This is a genomic window from Micromonospora sp. IBHARD004 (assembly GCF_052814115.1).
Genome location: NZ_CP199934.1, coordinates 1713437 through 1730086 on the forward strand (window position 1 = coordinate 1713437; position 16650 = coordinate 1730086).

Genomic DNA, 16650 nt, shown 5'->3' on the forward strand with positions numbered 1-16650 from the left:
CGCCGGGGCCCCGGTGGTCGTCCGCTAGGTTGTGAACATGACGCACGACCACCCTGCCGCCCCCGACCGGGGCGCGTCACGCCCGTTCGGGCGGCTGCTCACGGCCATGGTGACCCCGTTCACCCCGGACGGGTCCCTCGACCTCGACGGCGCCGTACGCCTCGCGCAGCACCTCGTCGACGAGCAGGGCAACGACGCGCTGGTGCTCAACGGCACCACCGGCGAGTCGCCCACCACCAGCGACGCGGAGAAGGAGGCCCTGATCCGCGCCGTCGCGGAGGCCGTCGGCGATCGGGCCAGGATCGTCGCCGGGGTCGGCACCAACGACACCCGGCACACCATCGAGCTGGCGGCGTCGGCGGAGAAGGCCGGCGCGCACGGGCTGCTGGTGGTCACCCCGTACTACAACAAGCCGCCGCAGAGCGGCCTGCTGCGGCACTTCACCGCGGTCGCCGACGCCACCGGGCTGCCGATCATGCTCTACGACATCCCGCACCGCGCCGGGGTGCCGATCGACACCGAGACGCTGGTGCGGCTGGCCGAGCACGGCCGGATCGTCGCGGTCAAGGACGCCAAGGGCGACCTCACCGCCACCTCCTGGGTGCTCAGCCGCTGCGACCTGGCCTACTACAGCGGCGAGGACTCGCTGACCCTGCCCGGGCTCGCCGTCGGCGGCGTCGGCCTGGTCGGCACCTCGACGCACTTCACCGGGGCGCTGGCCAAGCAGCTGATCGAGGCGTACGACGCGGGGGATACCGCGACCGCGCTGAGCCTGCACCGGCGACTGCTGCCCCTGTTCACCGGCATCTTCCGTACCCAGGGCGTGATCCTGGTGAAGGCGGGCCTGGCGGCCAAGGGACTGCCCGCCGGCCCGGTACGACCGCCGCTGGTGGACGCCACCGCCGACGAACTGGCCCAGCTGCGCGCGGACTGCGCGGCGGCGGGCCTGGAACTGCCCGAATGATCGAACGACACGACGGACACCGGGTGACGGTGTCGCAGAATGAGGTGGACGCGTGACCGAGGCGCATTTCGAGGGTGAACTGCCCCCGCCGCTGCCGGAGGGCGGCCTGCGGATCATCCCGCTCGGCGGACTCGGCGCCATCGGCCGGAACATGACCGTCTTCGAGTTCGACGGCAAGCTGCTGATCGTCGACTGCGGGGTGCTCTTCCCCGACGTCGAGCAGCCGGGCGTGGACCTGATCCTGCCGGACTTCGGTCCGATCCTGGACCGGCTGGCCGACGTGCAGGCGATCGTGCTCACCCACGGCCACGAGGACCACATCGGCGCGGTGCCGTACCTGCTCGCCCACAAGCCGGACATCCCGCTGGTCGGCTCCCAGTTCACTCTCGCGCTGGTCGAGGCGAAGCTGGCCGAGCGGCGGATCCAGCCGTACACGCTGACCGTCAAGGAGGGCGGCCGGGAGCGGCTCGGCCCGTTCGAGTGCGAGTTCTTCGCGGTGAACCACTCGATCCCGGACGCCCTCGCGGTGGCCATCCGCACCCCGGCCGGCCTCGTCCTGCACACCGGCGACTTCAAGATGGACCAGCTCCCGCTGGACGGCCGGATCACCGACCTGGCCGGCTTCGCCCGGCTCGGCGCCGAGGGCGTCGACCTGCTGCTGTCGGACTCCACGAACGCGGAGATCCCCGGCTTCGTCACCCCCGAGCGGGAGATCGGGCCGGTCCTCGACTCGATCTTCGCGAAGGCCAAGGGGCGGATCATCGTCGCCTCGTTCGCCTCGCACGTGCACCGGGTGCAGCAGGTCTTCGACTCGGCGATCGAGCACGGCCGCAAGGTGGCGCTGATCGGCCGGTCGATGGTGCGCAACATGGGCATCGCCCGCGACCTCGGCCTGCTCAACATCCCGCCGGGCCTGGTGATCGGGATCGAGGAGGCCACCACCCTGCCGCCCGAGCAGATCGTGCTGATGTCCACCGGCTCGCAGGGCGAGCCGATGAGCGCCCTCGGCCGGATGGCCAGCGGCGACCACCGGCACATCACCATCGCCCCCGGCGACACGGTGGTGCTGGCCTCCTCGCTGGTGCCCGGCAACGAGACCTCCGTCTACCGGGTGATCAACCGGCTGGCCCGGGCCGGCGCGGTGGTCGTGCACAAGGACGTCGCCAAGGTGCACGTCTCCGGCCACGCCCCCGCCGGGGAGCTGCTCTACCTGCTCAACGTGGTCCGGCCGAGCAACCTGATGCCGGTGCACGGCGAGTGGCGGCACCTGCGCGCCCACGCCCGCCTCGGCATCGAGTCCGGGGTCGCCGCGGACCGGGTCGTGCTCTGCGAGGACGGCGACGTGGTCGACCTGGTCGAGGGCCGCGCCAGCCTGGTCGGGCACGTGAAGAGCCGGTACGTCTACGTCGACGGGCTCGCCGTCGGCGACGTCAGCGAGTCGCTGCTGACCGAGCGGCGGATCCTCGGCGACGGCGGCTTCATCGCCACCACTGTGGTGGTCGACTCGGTGACCGGCAAGGTGGTTGCCGGCCCGACGCTGTCGGCGAAGGGCTTCTCGGAGGACCCGGAGGCGTTCAACCCGGTGATCCCGCTGGTCACCGAGGCGCTCAACCGGGCCGCCGCGGACGGCATCACCGACCCGCACCAGCTCCAGCAGATCGTCCGGCGCACCGTCGGGCGGTGGGTCAACGACGCGTACCGGCGTCGGCCGATGATCGTCCCGACCGTGGTCGAGGTCTGACCCCACCCGCTCCGCACGCCGGTCCACCGTCCGCGGTGGGCCGGCGTCGTCACTCTCCGGGTACGCCCGACGCCGTCCGGCCACGCTCGGTCGATCGTCGACGGTCACTTCAACCGATCGGCGTCCGTCTCCGTACTCCGCTCCGGCAGGCGTACCCCGCGCCGGCCGGGAGGAGCGTGGCGGATGGACCGCAGACGGATCACAGCCATCGGCGTACTGGTGGTGGCGGCGGGAGCGGCGGCGGCGGTGACCCTGCCGTCGTTCGCCGGGGAGGGCGCGGCGCCCCGCGGCGGTGCGGCCGCGGCGTCCGACGGCGTCGCGCCGGAGGTGGTCGACGCGCTGAGCCGCGACCTCTCGCTGAGCCGGGAACAGGCCGCGACGCGGCTGAAACCGAGCGCTGGGCGGCGGGCACCGTCGCCCGGCTCCGCACCGAGCTGGGTGAGGACTACGGCGGCAGCTGGCTCAGCGCCGACGGCGCGACGCTCACCGTGGCGGTGGCCGATCCGACGCGGGCGGCGCGGGTGAAGGCCGCCGGCGCGGTGCCGAAGCAGGTCGACCGGGGTGTCCGCGAGCTGGACGCGGTGAAGAGCCGGCTCGACTCGGCCGGCGGCAAGGCCAGCCCGGACGTCTCCGGCTGGTACGTCGACGTCACCACCAACTCGGTGGTGGTGCTCGCCCGGCCGGGCGCGGAGGCGGCCGGCCGACGGTTCGCCGAGGCCAGCGGGGTGCCCGCCGGGTCGGTCCGGGTGCGGGCCGCCGCGGAGGCGCCCCGCCCGCTCTTCGACGTGCGCGGCGGCGACGCCTTCTTCATCAACAACGCCGGCCGCTGCTCGGTCGGCTTCTCGGTGGTGGGCGGCTTCGTCACCGCCGGACACTGCGGCCAGCCGGGCGACCGGACCACCGGCGCGAACCGGATCGCCCAGGGCACCTTCACCGCCTCCTCGTTCCCCGGGGACGACTGGGCGGTCGTCGAGGTCAACGGCGAGTGGACGCCGCAGGGCGTGATGAACGACTTCAACGGCGGCACGGTGCCGGTCAACGGCTCCACCGAGGCCCCGGTCGGCGCCTCGGTCTGCCGCTCCGGCTCGACCACCGGCACCCGCTGCGGCGTGATCCAGGCGAAGAACGCCACGGTGAACTATCCGGAGGGGACGGTCACCGGGCTGACCCGGACGGACGTCTGCGCCGAACCGGGCGACTCCGGCGGCGCGTGGCTCTCCGGCGACCAGGCGCAGGGGGTGACCTCCGGCGGGTCCGGGGACTGCACGCAGGGCGGGGTGACCTTCTTCCAGCCGGTCGACGAGATCCTCCAGCGCAACAACTTGACCCTGGTCACCGCGTCCGGCCGGTCGGCGCCGTCCGCGCCGCCCGCCGGTGGTGGCGCCACCGCCCCGCCGGCCACCGCCGCCCCGAGCGCGCCGCCGGCCGGGGAGCAGACCGCGTGCACCGGCCAGCTGAGCCGCACCGGCCAGATCGCCGCCGGCCGGGCGCAGAACCAGCCGGACGGTCGCTGGTTCCCGGCCGCCGCCGGCAGCCAGGAGGCCTGCCTGGACGCGCCGGAGGGCACCCTCGTGGCGGTGCAGCTCCAACGCTTCACCGGAGCCTCGTTCGAGACCGTGGCCAGCGCCGACACCTCCGACGGCGTGGCCCGGCTGACCGCCGGGACCCCGGCCGGCGTCTACCGCTACCGGGTCGTCGGGCTGGCCGGCGCCGGGGCGTACACCCTGGCCTTCTCCACCCGCTGAGTCGTCGCCGGGCGCTCCGCCCGGCGCACCGGACCGCGGCCCCCGCCCGCCACCGCCCGGTGGCCGGGGGCCGCGCCGCGTCCGGCGGCCGGTCAGGGCAGGGCGGCGACCGCGGCGGCGTACCCGACGCCGGTGGCCACCGTCGCGTCGATCAGCACGTCGAGCTGGACGGGGGCCACCCCGTGCTCCAGGTCGGTGGTGACGTCCCCGGCCAGCAGCAGCTCACCGGAGTCCAGCTCGTGCACGTACGCCTTGGGCAGCAGCCGGTCGTGGTTCCAGGCGTTGCAGAACGCGTACGCCTCGGCGCGCCGGGCCGCCGGCAGCCGACGGGTGGCGACCACCCGGGCGTGCAGGATCTCCCCGCGCCGCCCCAGCCGGCGGTACCGGATCACCGCCTCGCCCCAGCGGCCCACCACCGCGCCGTCCGGCTCCACCGCGTACTCGTCGTCCCGCCGGTCCAGGGCGGCGGCCACCAGGGCCAGGCTCAGCGGGGCCGGCTCCTCCGCCGGCGGTTCGGCCCGCTCCGTCGCCGGGTCGTCGGCCGGCCACTCGTCGGGGTCGTCCTCGGCGGCCAGCGGCACCGGGTCGGCGAGCGGCCGTTCGGCCAGCCAGGAGGCGATCCGCCCGGACTGGTGGCCGGTGCCGTTGCGGGCGTCGAAGCTGCCGGCCAGCTCGGTCGCCACCGCGAGCAGGTCCGCGCCGAGCGTCGCCACGTCCACCTCGGCCGCCGGCCGGGGGCCGTGCCCGGGGCGGTGGAGGCGCCGCCCGCCCCGCCCGGCCTCGGCGGCCAGCGCGCAGAGCAGCGCGCCGGCGGCGGCGAACTCCATCGCGGACAGATCGTCGTACGGGTGGTCCAGCCGGGGCAGCTGCTCGGCGAGGATGTCCAGCCCCCGGTCCAGGTGCCCGCCCAGCGCGCAGAACCGCAGGTGCGCGGCGAGCTGGGGGAAGGCGGTCCGTTCCCGCCGGTGCCGCCGGTACGCCCGCAGGTGCGCCCGCCCCGCCCGGTCGGCCGCCCCGGTCCGCAGCCACGGCAGCAGCGCGACCGCGAGCGCCCGCTCCGGCTGGTCGGTGCAGCGCACCTCGCCGTCGAGCACCGCCCGCAGCGCGTCGAGCGCCGCCGCGTGCTCGCCCCACCCGGCCAGCAGCTCGGCCCGCCGGGCCGGGGCGCAACCGGGGCAGCCGCCGGCCGGGTCGGGCTCGGCGGCCCACTGTTCCGGGTCGCGGCCCGGCGTCGGACGCGCCGAGCCGTAGCGCCACCGGTCGTGCTCCCGGCGCGCGGTCGGCTCGTCGCCGAGGTGGTCGGCGAGCCGGCAGCGCAGCTCGGCGACCGGCTCGGCGTCCGGGCCGAGCCGGTCGGCGAGGTCGTCCAGCAGGGACCGGGCCTGGTCCAGGCCGACCCGCGGGGTGCCGAGGAACGCCTCCACCGCCTGCCGCTGGTGGCGGCGCAGCGCCTGGGCATCGTCGGGGCGGCCGGCCAGCAGCCCGGGCGTCCGGTCGACCGCCGCCAGGCAGCGGCGCACCGGTTCGAGCAGCCGCCACCGCTCCCCGTGGTGCAGGTACCCCTCGATCAGCGCGAGCCGGGCGGCCAGCGCGGTGCCCGGGTCGCCGGTCGCGTCGGCCTGACCGGCGATCCGCTCCAACTCGGCGAAGCGGGCCTCGCCGTCGGGCAGGTCCCGGGCGACGGCGAGCGCCTCGGCCGGCCCCCGGCCACGGGAGATGGTCACCGGACCGACCCGTCGGGGAGGTCGCCGACGGCGGCGGCGAGCTGGCAGCCGGTGGAGATGCCGCAGTCGATCAGCTGGTCGAGCTGGTGCGGGGTGACCCCGCGTTCCAGGTCGGTGATCACCTCGCCGCAGATCTGGGCCAGCCCGTCGTCGGCGACGTGCACGAACGCCTTGGGCCAGAGCCGGTCGTGGTTCCAGGCGTTGCAGAAGGCGTACAGGTCCGGCACGTGCTCGATGCCGAAGCGGGGGGCGGTGACGGTGCGGACCTGGAACAGCTCGCCCGCGGCGCCCCGGCGGAAGAACCAGATCAGATTGTCCTCCCAGCGGCCCACCAGGCCGCCGTGGGCGTCCGCGGCGACCGTGTAGCCCCGGTTGGCCAGCACCGCGGCGATCAGTTCGCCGGTCAGTGGCCGTAGTGCCTGCGGATGTCCGGCCAGGGGGCCGTCCGGACCGTCCTCGATCTCCGGCGACGCCATCGGGCATCCCTTCTGAGGCGAATAACACAACGGACGGCGCGGTCCGTGTTGCGACGCGCGGACACGACCCGGAAAAGCGGCGATCTGCCGGGCGACGCCGTTACGGTGACTGTATGGCGGGCCGTACCTCTCAGGCGAGCCGGCGGCGCGGCGCGTCGCCGCGCGGCACCACGAACAGTCGTGCCCGCCAGCCGGCGAAGAAGACCACCCGGGCGGCGACCCGGCGGCGATCCGCGGCCCGGCCCGGCCTCGCGGTCTACGTCGGACGCGGGCTCGGCGCGGTCTGGATGGGGCTGGCGCACGGGGTGGGCTGGGCGGTCCGGGCGGCCGGCCGGCAGGCCGCGTCGGCCCGCGACCTGGATCCGGAGCACCGCCGCGACGGGGGCGGGCTGCTGCTCTTCGGCTTCGCCATCCTCGCCGCGGTGGCCATCTGGTTCGGCGGGGCCGGGCCGGTCGGCGCCCGGCTGGCCGACACCGTGCGGCTCTTCCTCGGCGCGATCGCGATCGTGGTGCCGGTGCTGCTGATGATCGGCGCCTGGCGGCTGATGCGCACGCCGGCCGACCCCGAGCACCGGGGCCGCGGCCTGGTGGGCTGGGGCTCCATGCTGATCGCCACCGCGGCGATGCTGCACATCGGCCAGGACCCGGTCGACTCCGTCCAGCGGGACTACGCGGGCGGTCTGCTCGGCGCGGGCGTCGGTGACCTGCTGGAGACGGCGATCACCGCCTGGGTGGCGGTGCCGCTGCTGATCCTGCTGCTGCTCTTCGGGCTGCTGGTGGTCACCGCGACCCCGATCAACAAGATCCCGGAGCGGCTCGGGCTGCTCGCCGGCACCCTGGTCGCGCCCCCGGCCACCGACGAGACCGAGGTGGTGGAGAAGCCGGCCCGCAAGGGGCCTGCCAAGCGGCTGCCGCCGCCGCTGGACCCGGACGACCCGGACGGCGACTACGACGGCGTCGACCTCCAGGACACCGTGGTGCTGCCCCGCAAGCCCCGGGCGAAGGTGCCCGGCTCCCGTAAGCCGGTCGAGCCGCCGGAGCACTCGCCGCTGCCCACCCGGGCCGAGCAGCTCGCGCTCACCGGGCTGGCCGGCGACTACACCCTGCCGCCGGCCAACATGCTCAGCAGCGGTGCCGCCCCGAAGACCCGGAGCAAGGCCAACGACGAGGTGATCGCGGCGCTGACCGGCGTCTTCGAACAGTTCGACGTGGACGCCGCCGTCACCGGCTTCACCCGGGGCCCGACGGTCACCCGGTACGAGGTCGAGCTGGGCCACGGCGTCAAGGTCGAGCGGATCACCCAGCTCTCCCGCAACATCGCGTACGCGGTGAAGTCGCCGGACGTGCGGATCCTCAGCCCGATCCCGGGCAAGAGCGCGGTCGGCGTGGAGATCCCGAACACCGACCCGGAGAACGTCGCGCTCGGCGACGTGCTCCGGTCGCGGGTCGCGAAGAGCGACCACCACCCGATGGTGGTGGCGCTCGGCAAGGACATCGAGGGCGGCTACGTGGTGGCCAACCTCGCGAAGATGCCCCACATCCTCATTGCGGGGGCCACGGGTGCTGGGAAATCGAGCTGCCTCAATACCTTGCTCGTCTCGATCCTGACCCGGGCCACCCCGGACGAGGTGCGGCTGCTGCTGATCGACCCGAAGCGGGTCGAGATGACCGGCTACGAGGGCATCCCGCACCTGGTCACCCCGATCGTGACCAACGCCAAGAAGGCGGCCGACTCGCTGGACTGGGTCGTCCGCGAGATGGACATGCGCTACGACGACCTCGCCGCCAACGGGGTCCGGCACATCGACGATTTCAACCGCAAGGTGCGCAACGGCGAGATCAAGGCCCCGCCGGGCAGCGAGCGGGAGCTGCGGCCGTACCCGTACCTGCTGGTGATAGTGGACGAGCTGGCCGACCTGATGATGGTCGCCCCACGCGACGTGGAGGACTCGGTCGTCCGGATCACCCAGCTCGCCCGGGCCGCCGGCATCCACCTGGTGCTCGCCACCCAGCGCCCCTCGGTCGACGTGGTCACCGGCCTGATCAAGGCGAACGTGCCGTCCCGACTGGCGTTCGCCACCTCCTCGCTGGCCGACTCGCGGGTCATCCTCGACCAGCCCGGCGCGGAGAAGCTGCTCGGCCGCGGCGACGGGCTCTTCCTGCCGATGGGCGCCTCGAAGCCGGTCCGGATCCAGGGCGCCTGGGTGACCGAGCGCGAGATCGCCGACGTGGTGAAGTTCTGCAAGGACCAGCGCGAGCCGGAGTTCCGCCCGGACGTGCTCGCCCCGGCGCAGGACAGCAAGAAGAAGATCGACGAGGACATCGGCGACGACCTGGACCTGCTGGTGCAGGCGGTCGAGCTGGTGGTCACCTCACAGTTCGGCTCGACCTCGATGCTCCAGCGCAAGCTGCGGGTCGGCTTCGCCAAGGCGGGCCGGCTGATGGACCTGATGGAGACCCGGGGCGTGGTCGGCCCGTCCGAGGGCTCCAAGGCGCGCGACGTGCTGGTCAAGCCGGACGAGATGGAGGAGGTCCTGGCCGGCCTGCGCGGCGGCGAGGAGTAGGCCCGCCCGGTGGACGCCGACGCGACAAAGGCCCGCCGGGATCCGGCGGGCCTCGATCGTGGCGCGGTGGGTCAGGAGTTCATCAGCGCGGCGCCGATGACCATGCCGAGGATCGCGCCGATCACGCTGGCGCCGGCGGCGTACCAGCCGAGCGGCTTGTCGCCGAGGACCGCGCCGACGATGCCGAGGATCAGACCGGCCAGGCCGAACAGCGGCGGCAGGAAGAAGACCGCGATGACGGCGAAGACGAAACCCAGGATGGTGCAGATCCGCGCGGCGCTGCTGCGCGGGCGGGCGGTGGCGTGGATGTCGGCCATGGTGTCCTCCGTGAGTAGGCCCTTCGGTGGGTGGACGGGTCTCTACCCAGTTGGCGCTCGCGCTACGCATCCGGTGCGATACAGCCCGGTGGGGGCGGTACCGGTCAGTGGAAGAACTTCAGGCCCACGACGCCGGCCACCACCAGGAGCAGGCAGACGATCCGGGGCAGGCTGGCCGACTCGTGCAGGGCGAGCATGCCGACCAGCGCGGTGCCCACCGCACCGATGCCCACCCAGACCGCGTAGCCGGTGCCGACCGGGATGTCCCGCAGCGCGTACGCCAGGCCGGCCATGCTCAGCACCAGGGTGACCGCGAAGACGGCGGAGGGGAGGGGGCGGCTGAACCCGGCGCTGCGGTCGAGGGCGATCGCCCACGCCGTCTCGAGGAGTCCGGAGAGCACCAGCACGATCCAGGCCATGGCGGTCACCCTTTGCGCGTGGCCCGGCCACCGGGGCCGGGACGAGTCGGTCGTCGTGCGGGGCGTCTTGGCCTGACCGGGTACGCCCACGACTCGTCCGGGGCGGCCCGGCCGCTGCTGCGCCGGCGGGTGCCGCCGAAGCCGACGCTAGCACCGGCCGGGCGCGCGGGCGGGCGGTGCGGCGACGAACCCCACCACCGGTGGATCTCAACCTCACTTCAGGTTGCAGGATGGCGTCATGACGCTGCTCTTCTCCGACGAGGACGTCGCCGCCACCCTGGACGCCCCGGTCACCGTCGCCGCGATGCGGGAAGCCCTGCTGGCCGCGTACGACGGTCGGCTGGTCGCCCCGCCCCGGGCGAGCGCGCCGCTCGGCGGCGGCCGGATGGTGCTCACCGCGGGCCACCTGACCGGGGAGTGGTACGGCTTCCGGTCGTTCGACACGTTCGGGCACCCGGAGAGCGGGCAGCTGGTCGTGCTGCAGGACGGGCGGACCGGGGCGGTGCGGGCGATCGCGGTTGGCGAGGAGCTGGGCTCCCGGCGGACCGGGGGACTGGGCGGCGTGGCCGTGGACGCCCTCGCCCGCCCGGACGCGGCCACCCTCGGCGTGGTCGGCTCCGGCCGGCAGGCGTGGACGCAGGTGTGGGCCGCCGCCGCGGTGCGCCCGCTGCGCGAGGTGACCGTGCACAGCCGCTCGGCGGCCCGGCGGGAGGCGTTCGCCGCCCGGGTCCGGGCGGAGCTGGGCGTCCCGGCGCGGGCCGTGGGGTCCGCCCGCGAGGCGGTGGCCGGCCGCGACGTGGTGGTGCTCGCCACCACCAGCACCACCCCGGTGCTCGACGCCGCCGACCTCGCCCCGGGCACCCACGTCAACACCGTCGGCTTCAAACAGGCGAACCGGCACGAGTTCGGCACCGACCTGCTCGACGTCGCCGACGTCCTGGTCACCGACTCGCCTTCGCAGGCCGCCGCGTACGCCCCGCCGATGCTCGCCGCCGTCGAGCCGTACGCCGGGCGGCTGCGCGACCTGGGCGCGGTGCTGGCGGGGGCGGTCCCGGGCCGGACCGGCGCGGACCAGATCTCGGTCTTCTGCTCGACCGGCCTGGCCGGCACCGAGGTCTTCCTGCTCGACCGGCTGGTCCGGATCGGCGCGGCGACGGTCTGACCGGGTCGGCGCGGCGGCGGTCGGCGCGGCGCGCGCCCGGGGGCGGATGTGAGCCGGCCGATGCCGGCGGCCCGCCGTTGGTGGAGACCCGGACGCGGCCCGGTACCCTCGGATGGTGTCTGCCACCTCCCCCTCCGCCGCCGCCGACGGCCGCCGCGTCGCCCTGCTGACCCTGGGCTGTGCCCGTAACGAGGTCGACTCGGAGGAGCTGGCCGCCCGGCTGCACGCCGACGGCTGGCAGGTGACCACCGACGGCGAGGGCGCCGACGTGGTGGTCGTCAACACCTGCGGATTCGTGGAGAAGGCCAAGCAGGACTCGATCCAGACGCTGCTCGCCGCCGCCGACACCGGGGCCAAGGTGGTCGCCGCCGGCTGCATGGCCGAGCGGTACGGCCGGGAGCTGGCCGACAGCCTGCCCGAGGCGCAGGCGGTGCTGAGCTTCGACGACTACCCGGACATCTCCGCCCGGCTGAACGCCGTGGTGGCCGGCGAGTCGATCGACGCGCACACCCCGCGCGACCGGCGCGAGCTGCTGCCGCTCACCCCGGTCAAGCGGCGCGGGGCGGCGGTCTCGCTGCCCGGCCACGGCACCCCCACCCGGGCGGTCACCGAGACCGACGAGCACACCCCGGCCCACCTGCGGCAGGTGCTGCGGCACCGGCTGGACACCGGCCCGGTCGCCTCGCTCAAGCTGGCCAGCGGCTGCGACCGGCGCTGCGCGTTCTGCGCCATCCCCGCCTTCCGCGGCGCCTTCGTCTCGCGTACCCCGGACGAGCTGCTCGCCGAGGCGGAGTGGCTGGCCAAGACCGGCGTCCGGGAGCTGGTGCTGGTCAGCGAGAACTCGACGTCGTACGGCAAGGACCTGGGCGACCCGCGGGCGCTCGAGAAGCTGCTCCCGCAGCTCGCCGCGATCGACGGCATCGTCCGGGTGCGGGCCAGCTACCTCCAGCCCGCCGAGACCCGGCCCGGCCTGGTCGAGGTGCTCGCCACCACGCCCGGTGTCGCGCCCTACTTCGACCTGTCGTTCCAGCACTCCAGCGAGCCGGTGCTGCGCCGGATGCGCCGTTTCGGCTCCACCGACCGGTTCCTGGAGCTGCTGGCCTCCGCCCGCGCGCTGGCCCCGGAGGCGGGCGCCCGGAGCAACTTCATCGTCGGCTTCCCAGGGGAGACCCGGGCCGACGTGGACGAGCTGGTCCGGTTCCTGACCGAGGCGCGGCTCGACGCGATCGGCATGTTCGACTACAGCGACGAGGACGGCACCGAGGCCGCCGGGCTGCCCGGCAAGGTTTCCGCCGCCACCATCAAGCGCCGGTACGACAAGCTCAGCGCGCTCGCCGACGAGCTCTGCTCGCAGCGGGCCGAGGACCGGGTCGGCTCGACGGTCGAGGTGCTGGTCGACTCGGTCGCCGACGGCGTGGTGGAGGGGCGGGCGGCCCACCAGGCCCCCGAGGTCGACGGCTCGACCACCCTGGTCGCGCCGGACGGCGGCGGGGTGGACCTGGCCGCGCTGCGCCCCGGTGATCTGGTCCGGGCCACGGTCACCGCGACCGAGGGTGTCGACCTGGTCGCCGTGCCGGATGAGATGATCTCGGCGGCGCCCGGCGCGGCACGGTGACGTCGGGTCCGGACGGAGCGGGGGAGCCACGTGGTGCGGTGTCAGGAACGCCACGGCGGCCGGAGCGGGGTGTGGGGATGACCGGAGCGGAGTCCACGGTGGTGGCCCGGGTGCCGGTGCTGAACGCGGCGAACGCGTTGACCGCCCTGCGGCTGGTGCTGGTCCCGGTCTTCGCGGCGACCGTGGTCGTCTCGGCCATGACGCACGCCGGTTGGCGGATGGCCGCCTGCCTGATCTTCGTCGTCGCCTCGGCGACCGACCTGGTGGACGGCTGGATCGCCCGCCGGTTCAAGCTCGTCACCTCGGTCGGCAAGGTCGCCGACCCGATCGCCGACAAGGCGCTCACCGGGGCGGCCCTGGTGCTGCTCTCCTGGTACGACCTGCTGCCCTGGTGGGTGACCGCGGTGATCCTCGCCCGCGAGGTGGGGATCACGGCGCTGCGCTTCTGGGTGATCCGGCACGGGGTGATCGCGGCCAGCCGGGGCGGCAAGATCAAGACCGCGCTGCAGATCCTGGCCATCACCTGGTACCTGTGGCCGATGCCTGACGCCCTGGTCCCCGTCGGCCCGTGGATCATGGGCGCCGCCGTCCTCGTCACGGTCCTGACCGGCTTCGACTACATCGCCCAGGCTCTCCGCCTCCGCCGCCCCACCCCCTGACCCCTTCCCCCGCCTCCGCCGTCGCGCCGGCGATCATGAAGTTGTTGTCCGCCGGACCGGCGTGTCGTGGCGACAACTTCATGATCAACGGATCGGGGCGGAGGATGAATGGGGGCGGGCCGGTGAGGGAAGGAGAGCGGGGCATGGGGACGGATGCGAGGCACGAGCGCACCGCCGGTAGTCCGGCGGCGGGCGTGGTGCACAGCCTGCACGAGCGGCACGAGACGCTGGCCACCGTCGAATCCCTCACCGGCGGCCTGCTCTCCGCCTCGGTCGTGGAGATCGCCGGGGTGAGCGGCGTCTACCGGGGCGGCCTGGTGGTCTACGCCACCGAGCTGAAGTCCGAGCTGGCCGGCGTGCCGGCCGAGCTGCTCGCCGAGCGCGGGCCGGTCGACCCGGACGTGGCGGTCGCGCTCGCCGAGGGCGGACGCCGCCGCTGCGGGGCCGACTGGGGGCTGGCCACCACCGGCGTGGCCGGGCCGGAGCCGCAGGACGGCAAGCCGGTCGGCCTGGTCTACGTCGCCGTGGCCGGCCCGCTCGGCACGGACGTGCAGCGGCTCGACCTGGACGGCGGCCGGGACCACATCCGCTCGGCCGCGGTGATCGAGGCGCTGCGGCTGCTGGCCGAGCGGATCCGCGACGCCGACCAGGTCGACGGGGCGCGGGACGCCGACCCGGCCGGCGCGGGTCGCTGGTGACTCCGGCCCCGGCACGGATCCCGACCCGCCCGACGGCGTGCCCGCCGCCGACCCGGCCGCCGGGGACCGACGCGGGCGGATCGCCGGGATTGGAGGGGCGGGGTGGGATGTCGCCGGGCCGGCCAACGGGTACGGTTGCGGGAAGGCTCCGACGGTCGACGTCGGCGCCGGGGCGGCCGGCCGCGTCCGGCGCGGCACGCCCGGTTGGAGATGGTGTCCCGTCAGGGGGAGGTGCGATGGTCCTGCTACGCCGTGTGATCGGTGACGCACTGCGAGCGCGCCGGCAGGGGCAGCACCGCACCCTGCGCGAGGTCTCCTCCGCCGCCAACGTGAGCCTGGGCTACCTCTCCGAGATCGAGCGCGGCCAGAAGGAGCCCTCCAGCGAGCTGCTGGCCGCCATCTGCGACGCGCTCGGCGCCCGCCTCTCCGAGCTGCTCCGCGAGGTCAGCGATCACGTCGCCCTGGCCGAGCAGATGCCGGGGGTGCTGGTCCCGGTGGTCGAGCAGCCGGCCGAGCCGACGCCCGTTCCGGCGGCCGCCGTCCGCAAGGCCACCAACCGGGGGGTCCGTCAGGTCACCTCCGACGGCGCGGTCGCCGTCCAGGTGCGCCAGGATTCGCCGCTCAAGGCCACGCTGCGCAGCACCCGGGTCCGCCCCAAGGAGCGGGACGTGGTCTGCGCCGCCTGATCCGCGCGCCGCGCGCCGTGGCCGGGGGTGGCCCCCGCCGCGTAGGGTTGATCAGGGTTGCGTGACCGCCCCCTCGTCGTACGGATGCCGGGCTGGCGTCGGGCTGGGACGATGGAGACACGCCGCGCGGCCCGCCGGTCGGCCCCGTCCGGCAGGTCGAGGCGGAGCGACGCTACTGAGGGGACAACGCGGAGATGGCTAACCCGTTCGCCAAGGGTTGGAAGTACCTGATGGCGCTCTTCGGCGCGAAGATCGACGAGCACGCCGACCCGAAGGTGCAGATCCAGCAGGCCATCGAGGAGGCCCAGCGGCAGCACCAGGCGCTGGTCCAGCAGGCGGCCGCCGTGATCGGCAACCAGCGCCAGCTCGAGATGAAGCTCTCCCGGCAGATGACCGAGGTCGAGCAGCTCCAGGCCAACGCCCGGCAGGCCCTCGTCCTCGCCGACCAGGCCCGGGCCCGGGGCGAGGAGTCCGAGGCCGGCCGGTACGAGCAGTCCGCCCAGCTGCTGGCCACCCAGCTGGTCTCCGCCGAGCAGGCCACCGAGGACCTGAAGACGCTGCACGACCAGGCGCTCGGCGCGGCCGCCCAGGCCCGCAAGGCGGTGGAGAACAACTCGATGATCCTCCAGCAGAAGCTGGCCGAGCGGACCAAGCTGCTCAGCCAGCTCGAGCAGGCCAAGATGCAGGAGAGCGTGGCCCGCTCGCTGGAGTCGATGTCCTCGCTGACCGCCCCCGGCAGCACCCCCTCGCTCAACGAGGTGCGGGACCGGATCGAGCGCCGGTACGCCACCGCGATGGGCCGGGCCGAGCTGGCCGGCAACTCGGTCGAGGGTCGGATGCTCGAGATCCAGAAGGCGACCCTCGACTCGGCCGGGTCGGCCAGACTGGAGCAGATCCGGTCGAGCATGGCCGGCGAGCAGCTCACCGGCCGGCAGGAGCGGCCCGCGGTGGCGCAGGGCGGCGACAGCGCGCCGGCCACCGACCCGGCGGCCGCCGCCCGGCTCGACGAGATCCGGGCCAGCATGAGCCGGGAACGCGGCACCGGGGACAGCACCGCAGCGGGCTGACCGGGCGGGGCGAGGAGGCGGGGATGGCAGACGAGCGAGCGCGACACTTCCGCCGGCTGCGTCGGTTGCGACGCTCCGCCCGGCGGTGGAGCGTACTGGCCGGCGGGCTCGGCGGCGCCGCCGCCGTGCTGACCCCGTACGCGGGGCTCGGCCTGCCGGACGCGGCCTGGGCGGGCGCCGCCGGCAGCGCGATCGCGGTCGCGGCCTGGCGCTGGATCGACCTGCGGGCGCTCGCCGCCGTGCCGGCGCCGCCGGCGCTCGACCCGGCCGAGGCCGCCGCCCGCTCCCGGGCCCGGCTGGTCGCCGCCGTCGAGCGGCTGCCCGTCGGCCCCGGCGTGCTGGCCGAGGTGCGCCGGGTGCGCTCCCGGCTGGCGCTGCGCGGCACCACGGCGGCCGAGGCGTGGACCCGGCTGGACCGGGCCGCGCTGACCCTGGCCGGGATGGCCGGCCGGTTGACCGGGCTGGCCGAGCCGGCGGTGCGGGAGGCGACCGCCGCCGACCGCTCGCTGCGGGACCTGGCCGAGCGGGTGGCGAGCGTGGAACGCGCGCTGCGGCTCGCCCCGGCCGAGGCCCGGGCGTCGCTGGCCGAGGCGCACGGCACCCTGGTCGCCCAGTTGGACGCCGGGGTGTCCGCGTACGAGCGGCTGGTGGTGGCGGCGGCCGGCTACGTCGCCGAGGACGCCCGCCCGACCACCGAGCACCCGGCCGCCGCCCGGCTCACCGAGGCGACCGACCTGCTGCACGGGGTGGCCGCGGCGCTCGCCGAGCTGCGGACCGCCGGCATGCCCCTGCGCACCCCCTGAGGCGTGCCCG

16 protein-coding genes and 1 riboswitch are annotated in these 16650 nt (G+C 75.0%); of the genes, 12 read left to right on the forward strand and 4 right to left on the reverse strand.

The window, feature by feature from the left end:
* Positions 1 to 37 precede the first annotated feature (37 nt).
* The 4 genes from dapA (at position 38) to ACTWO6_RS08535 (ending at position 4450) form a co-directional block, all read left to right on the forward strand.
* Entirely contained in the window at positions 38 to 964 is a 927-nt protein-coding gene (gene dapA, locus ACTWO6_RS08520; RefSeq protein WP_446219108.1) for a 4-hydroxy-tetrahydrodipicolinate synthase, read from the forward strand.
* Positions 965 to 1016: 52 nt separating this feature from the next.
* Positions 1017 to 2705: a ribonuclease J gene (locus tag ACTWO6_RS08525; RefSeq protein WP_446219109.1), complete on the forward strand. Its 1689-nt coding sequence runs from the start codon at positions 1017 to 1019 to the stop codon at positions 2703 to 2705.
* A 183-nt stretch (positions 2706 to 2888) separates the two neighbouring features.
* Entirely contained in the window at positions 2889 to 3230 is a 342-nt protein-coding gene (locus tag ACTWO6_RS08530; protein WP_446219110.1) for a hypothetical protein, read from the forward strand.
* Positions 3200 to 4450: a S1 family peptidase gene (locus ACTWO6_RS08535; protein WP_446219111.1), complete on the forward strand. Its 1251-nt coding sequence runs from the start codon at positions 3200 to 3202 to the stop codon at positions 4448 to 4450. The genes ACTWO6_RS08530 and ACTWO6_RS08535 overlap by 31 nt, the downstream gene beginning before the upstream one ends.
* 92 nt (positions 4451 to 4542) lie before the next feature.
* On the opposite strand, the gene ACTWO6_RS08540 is transcribed toward ACTWO6_RS08535, so the two are convergent.
* Both ACTWO6_RS08540 and ACTWO6_RS08545 read right to left on the reverse strand, forming a co-directional pair.
* Positions 4543 to 6174 carry a YbjN domain-containing protein gene (locus tag ACTWO6_RS08540; protein WP_446219112.1) on the reverse strand — a complete coding sequence of 544 codons (1632 nt, stop codon included), beginning with the start codon at positions 6172 to 6174 and terminating at the stop codon, positions 4543 to 4545.
* Positions 6171 to 6650 (reverse strand): YbjN domain-containing protein, encoded by a 480-nt coding sequence (locus ACTWO6_RS08545; RefSeq protein WP_446219113.1) that lies wholly within the window; start codon positions 6648 to 6650, stop codon positions 6171 to 6173. The genes ACTWO6_RS08540 and ACTWO6_RS08545 overlap by 4 nt, the downstream gene beginning before the upstream one ends.
* A 113-nt stretch (positions 6651 to 6763) precedes the next feature.
* Between ACTWO6_RS08545 and ACTWO6_RS08550 the strand changes: the two genes are divergently transcribed.
* On the forward strand, positions 6764 to 9214 hold the full coding sequence (locus ACTWO6_RS08550; RefSeq protein ID WP_446219114.1) for a DNA translocase FtsK 4TM domain-containing protein: 2451 nt from the start codon (positions 6764 to 6766) through the stop codon (positions 9212 to 9214).
* 71 nt (positions 9215 to 9285) lie between these two features.
* On the opposite strand, the gene ACTWO6_RS08555 is transcribed toward ACTWO6_RS08550, so the two are convergent.
* Positions 9286 to 9531 carry a hypothetical protein gene (locus ACTWO6_RS08555; RefSeq protein ID WP_446219115.1) on the reverse strand — a complete coding sequence of 82 codons (246 nt, stop codon included), beginning with the start codon at positions 9529 to 9531 and terminating at the stop codon, positions 9286 to 9288.
* Between the two features lie 104 nt (positions 9532 to 9635).
* Positions 9636 to 9950: a DMT family transporter gene (locus ACTWO6_RS08560; protein WP_446219116.1), complete on the reverse strand. Its 315-nt coding sequence runs from the start codon at positions 9948 to 9950 to the stop codon at positions 9636 to 9638.
* A 56-nt stretch (positions 9951 to 10006) separates the two neighbouring features.
* Positions 10007 to 10069: riboswitch (guanidine-III (ykkC-III) riboswitch) on the reverse strand.
* 119 nt (positions 10070 to 10188) lie between these two features.
* On the opposite strand from ACTWO6_RS08560, the gene ACTWO6_RS08565 reads away from it, so the two are divergent.
* From ACTWO6_RS08565 to pspM, 7 genes are all read left to right on the forward strand, one after another.
* The gene (locus ACTWO6_RS08565) at positions 10189 to 11112 is read left to right on the forward strand and encodes an ornithine cyclodeaminase family protein (RefSeq protein ID WP_446219117.1); all 924 of its coding nucleotides are present in this window, start codon (positions 10189 to 10191) and stop codon (positions 11110 to 11112) included.
* A gap of 112 nt (positions 11113 to 11224) precedes the next feature.
* Complete coding sequence (rimO, locus tag ACTWO6_RS08570) at positions 11225 to 12727, forward strand: 30S ribosomal protein S12 methylthiotransferase RimO (RefSeq protein ID WP_446219118.1); 1503 nt, start codon at positions 11225 to 11227, stop codon at positions 12725 to 12727.
* A 77-nt stretch (positions 12728 to 12804) separates the two neighbouring features.
* On the forward strand, positions 12805 to 13386 hold the full coding sequence (gene pgsA, locus ACTWO6_RS08575) for a CDP-diacylglycerol--glycerol-3-phosphate 3-phosphatidyltransferase (protein WP_446219119.1): 582 nt from the start codon (positions 12805 to 12807) through the stop codon (positions 13384 to 13386).
* Positions 13387 to 13529: 143 nt separating this feature from the next.
* The gene (locus tag ACTWO6_RS08580) at positions 13530 to 14084 is read left to right on the forward strand and encodes a CinA family protein (protein ID WP_446219120.1); all 555 of its coding nucleotides are present in this window, start codon (positions 13530 to 13532) and stop codon (positions 14082 to 14084) included.
* Positions 14085 to 14320: 236 nt separating this feature from the next.
* Positions 14321 to 14770: a helix-turn-helix domain-containing protein gene (locus ACTWO6_RS08585; RefSeq protein ID WP_446219121.1), complete on the forward strand. Its 450-nt coding sequence runs from the start codon at positions 14321 to 14323 to the stop codon at positions 14768 to 14770.
* 194 nt (positions 14771 to 14964) lie between these two features.
* Entirely contained in the window at positions 14965 to 15837 is an 873-nt protein-coding gene (locus ACTWO6_RS08590) for a PspA/IM30 family protein (protein ID WP_446219122.1), read from the forward strand.
* 23 nt (positions 15838 to 15860) lie between these two features.
* The gene (pspM, locus tag ACTWO6_RS08595) at positions 15861 to 16640 is read left to right on the forward strand and encodes a phage shock envelope stress response protein PspM (RefSeq protein ID WP_446219123.1); all 780 of its coding nucleotides are present in this window, start codon (positions 15861 to 15863) and stop codon (positions 16638 to 16640) included.
* The last annotated feature ends 10 nt before the right edge of the window (positions 16641 to 16650 follow it).

Bases quoted from the DNA above. Each gene is read 5' to 3' on its own strand.
- pspM (WP_446219123.1), top strand. From the start codon at position 15,861: ATGGCAGACGAGCGAGCGCGACACTTCCGCCGGCTGCGTCGGTTGCGA.
- ACTWO6_RS08550 (WP_446219114.1), top strand. From the start codon at position 6,764: ATGGCGGGCCGTACCTCTCAGGCGAGCCGGCGGCGCGGCGCGTCGCCG.
- dapA (WP_446219108.1), top strand. From the start codon at position 38: ATGACGCACGACCACCCTGCCGCCCCCGACCGGGGCGCGTCACGCCCG.
- rimO (WP_446219118.1), top strand. From the start codon at position 11,225: ATGGTGTCTGCCACCTCCCCCTCCGCCGCCGCCGACGGCCGCCGCGTC.
- ACTWO6_RS08585 (WP_446219121.1), top strand. From the start codon at position 14,321: ATGGTCCTGCTACGCCGTGTGATCGGTGACGCACTGCGAGCGCGCCGG.
- ACTWO6_RS08555 (WP_446219115.1), bottom strand. From the start codon at position 9,531: ATGGCCGACATCCACGCCACCGCCCGCCCGCGCAGCAGCGCCGCGCGG.
- ACTWO6_RS08560 (WP_446219116.1), bottom strand. From the start codon at position 9,950: ATGGCCTGGATCGTGCTGGTGCTCTCCGGACTCCTCGAGACGGCGTGG.
- ACTWO6_RS08565 (WP_446219117.1), top strand. From the start codon at position 10,189: ATGACGCTGCTCTTCTCCGACGAGGACGTCGCCGCCACCCTGGACGCC.
- ACTWO6_RS08545 (WP_446219113.1), bottom strand. From the start codon at position 6,650: ATGGCGTCGCCGGAGATCGAGGACGGTCCGGACGGCCCCCTGGCCGGA.
- pgsA (WP_446219119.1), top strand. From the start codon at position 12,805: ATGACCGGAGCGGAGTCCACGGTGGTGGCCCGGGTGCCGGTGCTGAAC.
- ACTWO6_RS08580 (WP_446219120.1), top strand. From the start codon at position 13,530: ATGGGGACGGATGCGAGGCACGAGCGCACCGCCGGTAGTCCGGCGGCG.
- ACTWO6_RS08530 (WP_446219110.1), top strand. From the start codon at position 2,889: ATGGACCGCAGACGGATCACAGCCATCGGCGTACTGGTGGTGGCGGCG.
- ACTWO6_RS08590 (WP_446219122.1), top strand. From the start codon at position 14,965: ATGGCTAACCCGTTCGCCAAGGGTTGGAAGTACCTGATGGCGCTCTTC.